The following is a 5,876-nucleotide window of genomic DNA, read 5'->3' as shown; positions in this document are numbered from 1 at the left end:
GCCGGATTGATGACGGCGATGCGTTGCGCCATTGCTTCGGTCTTGGGCATGCCGAGTGTGGGCACGAGCGCCTGAATCTGTCGGTTGATGTTCGACTCGGCAACGTGGTCGAGATCGGCAATTGCGATGCGGCCAACGCCACTTCTTGCGAGCGCTTCGGTTGCCCAGGATCCCACGCCGCCGACGCCGACCACGAGTACGGCGGCCCGGTCGAGTGCCCCGTGCGCGCCCAGCCCGTACAGGCGATCAACTCCGGAGAAGGCGCGCGGCGTTGCTGGGTCGTCGTGTATCGATTTCATGGGGGCACCCCGGTTAAGGCGCCGAAATTGGCGTTGTTATATGGATTGCGTCGTGAGGGATTGGAAACACGAACGCCCGATCACATGGGGATGTGATCGGGCGTTTTGTGTTGATGCGTAGGGTAGCCTGGCACTGACCTACTTTCGCGAGCGTAGTACTCACTATCATTGGCGCGGCTGCGTTTCACGGTCCTGTTCGGGATGGGAAGGGGTGGTTCCACAGCGCTATGTGCACCAGGCTGAAGCTTGTCATGGAGGGGTTTTGGCCCGCCATGTGGAAGAAGTAAAGGATGGTGTGATTGTGCGCGAGGCACTTTTGAATTTTAAGTATAGCCGCGGTGTTGAGCACACGGTTATAGGGTCAAGCCGCACGGGCAATTAGTACTGGTTAGCTTAATGCATTACTGCACTTCCACACCCAGCCTATCAACGTGGTGGTCTTCCACGACCCTTCAGGGGGATCAAGTCCCCGGGAAGTCTCATCTTGAGGCGAGTTTCGCGCTTAGATGCTTTCAGCGCTTATCTCTTCCCTACTTAGCTACCCGGCGATGCCACTGGCGTGACAACCGGTACACCAGAGGTAAGTCCACTCCGGTCCTCTCGTACTAGGAGCAGGTCCCCTCAAACTTCCAGCGCCCACGGCAGATAGGGACCAAACTGTCTCACGACGTTTTAAACCCAGCTCACGTACCACTTTAAATGGCGAACAGCCATACCCTTGGGACCGGCTACAGCCCCAGGATGTGATGAGCCGACATCGAGGTGCCAAACTCCGCCGTCGATGTGAACTCTTGGGCGGAATCAGCCTGTTATCCCCAGAGTACCTTTTGTCCGTTGAGCGATGGCCCTTCCATACAGAACCACCGGATCACTATGTCCTGCTTTCGCACCTGCTCGACGTGTCAGTCTCGCAGTCAAGCTCGCTTTTGCCATTGCACTTTAGGTACGATGTCCGACCGTACCAAGCGAACCTTCGAACTCCTCCGTTACCTTTTAGGAGGAGACCGCCCCAGTCAAACTGCCTGCCATGCACGGTCCCCGATCCGGATTCACGGACCTAGGTTAGAACCTCAACGACACCAGGGTGGTATTTCAAGGTTGGCTCCACGTGATCTGGCGACCACGTCTCACTGCCTCCCACCTATCCTACACAAGTCCCGTCAAAGTCCAATGCAAAGCTACAGTAAAGGTTCATGGGGTCTTTCCGTCTAGCCGCGGGGAGATTGCATCTTCACAAACATTTCAACTTCGCTGAGTCCCAGGAGGAGACAGTGTGGCCATCGTTACGCCATTCGTGCAGGTCGGAACTTACCCGACAAGGAATTTCGCTACCTTAGGACCGTTATAGTTACGGCCGCCGTTTACCGGGGCTTCGATCAAGAGCTTGCACCCCATCACTTAACCTTCCGGCACCGGGCAGGCGTCACACCCTATACGTCCACTTTCGTGTTTGCAGAGTGCTGTGTTTTTATTAAACAGTCGCAGCCACCGATTCTCTGCGACCCCTTTCCGCTCCGTCCGCGAGGGACTTCACGTACGAGGGGCATACCTTCTCCCGAAGTTACGGTATCAATTTGCCGAGTTCCTTCTCCTGGGTTCTCTCAAGCGCCTGAGAATTTTCATCCTGCCCACCTGTGTCGGTTTGCGGTACGGTCACTCCATGACTGAAGCTTAGAGGCTTTTCTTGGAAGCGTGGTATCTAGCACTTCGGACCACGTGGGTCCTCGTCATCACATCTCGGCTAAGCCGCGCGGATTTGCCTACGCAGCACGCCTACCTGCTTAAACCGGGACTTCCAACACCCGGCTGCTATAACCTTCTCCGTCCCCCCATCGCATCATGGACTGGTACAGGAATATTGACCTGTTTCCCATCGACTACGCCTTTCGGCCTCGCCTTAGGAGCCGACTCACCCTACGCCGATGAACGTTGCGTAGGAAACCTTGGGCTTTCGGCGAGCGGGCCTTTCACCCGCTTTATCGCTACTCATGTCAGCATTCGCACTTCTGATATCTCCAGCATCCGTTACCAGACACCTTCGCAGACTTACAGAACGCTCCCCTACCATATGTCTTACGACATATCCGCAGCTTCGGCTCGTGGCTTGAGCCCCGTTACATCTTCCGCGCAGGACGACTCGACCAGTGAGCTATTACGCTTTCTTTAAAGGATGGCTGCTTCTAAGCCAACCTCCTGGCTGTCTATGCCTTCCCACCTCGTTTTCCACTTAGCCACGCATTGGGGGCCTTAGCTGGCGGTCTGGGTTGTTTCCCTCTTGACGATGGACGTTAGCACCCACCGTCTGTCTCCCATGCTCGCACTTCTCGGTATTCGGAGTTTGCTATGGCGGGGTAGATCGCAATGACCCCCCCAACCATTACAGTGCTCTACCCCCGAGAGTGATACATGAGGCACTACCTAAATAGTTTTCGGGGAGAACCAGCTATTTCCAAGTTTGTTTAGCCTTTCACCCCTATCCACAGCTCATCCCCTAATTTTTCAACATTAGTGGGTTCGGACCTCCAGTACCTGTTACGGCACCTTCATCCTGGCCATGGATAGATCACTTGGTTTCGGGTCTACGTCCAGCAACTGAATCGCCCTATTCAGACTCGCTTTCGCTACGCCTCCCCTATTCGGTTAAGCTCGCTACTGAACGTAAGTCGCTGACCCATTATACAAAAGGTACGCAGTCACCCCTTGCGAGGCTCCCACTGTTTGTATGCATGCGGTTTCAGGATCTATTTCACTCCCCTCCCGGGGTTCTTTTCGCCTTTCCCTCACGGTACTGGTTCACTATCGGTCGATCACGAGTATTTAGCCTTGGAGGATGGTCCCCCCATCTTCAAACAGGATTTCACGTGTCCCGCCCTACTTGTCGCACGCTCAGACCCGCCACTTACTTTTCACATACGGGACTATCACCCTGTATCGTCGGACTTTCCAGACCGTTTTGTTAAGTAAATGGTTTAGTCGTGCAGGCTACTCCCAGTTCGCTCGCCACTACTTTGGGAATCTCGGTTGATTTCTATTCCTCGAGCTACTTAGATGTTTCAGTTCGCTCGGTTCGCTTCCGCTGACCTATGTATTCAGTCAGGGATGACCCTTGCGGGCCGGGTTTCCCCATTCGGACATCGGGGGATCAAAGCTCCATTGCCAGCTCCCCCCCGCTTTTCGCAGGCTTGCACGTCCTTCATCGCCTGTGATCGCCAAGGCATCCACCACATGCACTTATTCACTTGACCCTATAACGCTGTACTCGACTTGCGTCTTGCCCCGCGTTACAGATCATTCTCAAGCGCTCGCGCTATCAATCCCGCCGCTGGTTCAAAGTGGCGGGACGATGCAATCACTACCCATGAGATGCCGGCGCGGTTGAAACGCCGACATCCCTTTACTTCTTCCAAATTTTTAAAGATCAAGATTCCATGCACCCTTGCGGGTGAGGTCTGGACAGTATTTCTACATTCCACGCCTCACACTCAAACGCACATCAAGCAACAACAGACACTGACCCACCTGGTAACTGTCTGACCAACCAGTTTGTGGTGGAGGATGACGGGATCGAACCGACGACCCCCTGCTTGCAAAGCAGGTGCTCTCCCAGCTGAGCTAATCCCCCATTACCGCACAGTACTTCTGCAGGCAATCTGGTGGGTCTGGTTGGGTTCGAACCAACGACCCCCGCCTTATCAAGACGGTGCTCTAACCAGCTGAGCTACAGACCCGGTAATCCCAGGGTCGGGTGCTCACACTGCGAACTCATCACGATTTAACGTAACTTGCCCGAGCTCCTTGCCCTTGTTGCTTGAAACAGCCGATAGGTTGTGGACACGACACGATTGTGACTCTAGAAAGGAGGTGATCCAGCCGCACCTTCCGATACGGCTACCTTGTTACGACTTCACCCCAGTCATGAATCTCACCGTGGCGACCGCCCCCCTTGCGGTTAGGCTAGCCTCTTCTGGTGAAACCCACTCCCATGGTGTGACGGGCGGTGTGTACAAGACCCGGGAACGTATTCACCGCGGCATGCTGATCCGCGATTACTAGCGATTCCGACTTCACGCAGTCGAGTTGCAGACTGCGATCCGGACTACGATCGGCTTTCTGGGATTGGCTCCACCTCGCGGCTTGGCAACCCTCTGTACCGACCATTGTATGACGTGTGAAGCCCTACCCATAAGGGCCATGAGGACTTGACGTCATCCCCACCTTCCTCCGGTTTGTCACCGGCAGTCTCATTAGAGTGCTCTTGCGTAGCAACTAATGACAAGGGTTGCGCTCGTTGCGGGACTTAACCCAACATCTCACGACACGAGCTGACGACAGCCATGCAGCACCTGTGTTACGGCTCTCTTTCGAGCACCCCCACCTCTCAGCAGGGTTCCGTACATGTCAAGGGTAGGTAAGGTTTTTCGCGTTGCATCGAATTAATCCACATCATCCACCGCTTGTGCGGGTCCCCGTCAATTCCTTTGAGTTTTAATCTTGCGACCGTACTCCCCAGGCGGTCGACTTCACGCGTTAGCTGCGGTACTCAATGAGTCTCCTCACCGAACACCTAGTCGACATCGTTTAGGGCGTGGACTACCAGGGTATCTAATCCTGTTTGCTCCCCACGCTTTCGTGCATGAGCGTCAGTATTGGCCCAGGGGGCTGCCTTCGCCATCGGTGTTCCTCCACATCTCTACGCATTTCACTGCTACACGTGGAATTCCACCCCCCTCTGCCATACTCTAGCCGTGCAGTCACAAGCGCAGTTCCCAGGTTAAGCCCGGGGATTTCACACCTGTCTTACACAACCGCCTGCGCACGCTTTACGCCCAGTAATTCCGATTAACGCTCGCACCCTACGTATTACCGCGGCTGCTGGCACGTAGTTAGCCGGTGCTTCTTCTTCAGGTACCGTCATTAACGCGCTATGTTAGAGCGCGCCGTTTCGTTCCTGCCGAAAGAGCTTTACAACCCGAAGGCCTTCTTCACTCACGCGGAATGGCTGGATCAGGGTTGCCCCCATTGTCCAAAATTCCCCACTGCTGCCTCCCGTAGGAGTCTGGGCCGTGTCTCAGTCCCAGTGTGGCTGGTCGTCCTCTCAGACCAGCTACAGATCGTCGCCTTGGTAGGCCTTTACCCCACCAACTAGCTAATCTGACATCGGCCACTCCAATCGCGCGAGGTCCGAAGATCCCCCGCTTTCTCCCTCAGGACGTATGCGGTATTAGCACTTCTTTCGAAGTGTTATCCCCCACGACTGGGTATGTTCCGATGTGTTACTCACCCGTTCGCCGCTCGCCGCCAGGTTGCCCCGCGCTGCCGCTCGACTTGCATGTGTAAAGCATTCCGCCAGCGTTCAATCTGAGCCAGGATCAAACTCTTCAGTTTAATTCCCAAAACTCAACAGAATTCACAGGTATAAGCTTTCGCTTAAAACCTTTGATTCGTATGAGCACTTCAATTTAGTTGTCATGCGCGCTTCCATCACCCCAGGTTCCCCCGAAACGACATCTACACGCCGTTACAACCATGCCGTGCCCACACCTATCGGCTGTTTGTGTTTTTAAAGAGCTTCGCTGC

The 5,876-nt window shown here is 54.9% G+C and carries 1 protein-coding gene, 2 tRNA genes and 3 rRNA genes; all 6 read right to left on the bottom strand.

From position 1 onward, the window contains the following. The coding region (locus tag NMQ16_RS19060) for a ThiF family adenylyltransferase (RefSeq protein WP_257082545.1) at window positions 1-299 on the bottom strand (299 nt) is incomplete at its 3' end. 125 nt (window positions 300-424) lie between these two features. Continuing rightward, window positions 425-538 (bottom strand): 5S ribosomal RNA (rrf, locus tag NMQ16_RS19055). A gap of 118 nt (window positions 539-656) precedes the next feature. Then, a 23S ribosomal RNA gene (locus NMQ16_RS19050) occupies window positions 657-3,544 on the bottom strand. Between the two features lie 301 nt (window positions 3,545-3,845). Next, window positions 3,846-3,921: transfer RNA gene (locus NMQ16_RS19045), tRNA-Ala, on the bottom strand. A 29-nt stretch (window positions 3,922-3,950) separates the two neighbouring features. After that, window positions 3,951-4,027 (bottom strand) — tRNA-Ile (locus tag NMQ16_RS19040). Window positions 4,028-4,153: 126 nt separating this feature from the next. Further along, a 16S ribosomal RNA gene (locus NMQ16_RS19035) occupies window positions 4,154-5,684 on the bottom strand. Together the 16S, 23S and 5S rRNA genes with 2 tRNA genes alongside form the textbook arrangement of a ribosomal RNA operon. Window positions 5,685-5,876 lie beyond the last annotated feature (192 nt).

It is taken from the genome of Methyloversatilis sp. XJ19-49 (genome assembly GCF_024580145.1).
GTDB lineage: Bacteria > Pseudomonadota > Gammaproteobacteria > Burkholderiales > Rhodocyclaceae > Methyloversatilis.
The sequence above is the reverse complement of the archived record's forward strand: the minus strand, read 5'-3'. Positions and strand labels throughout refer to the sequence as shown.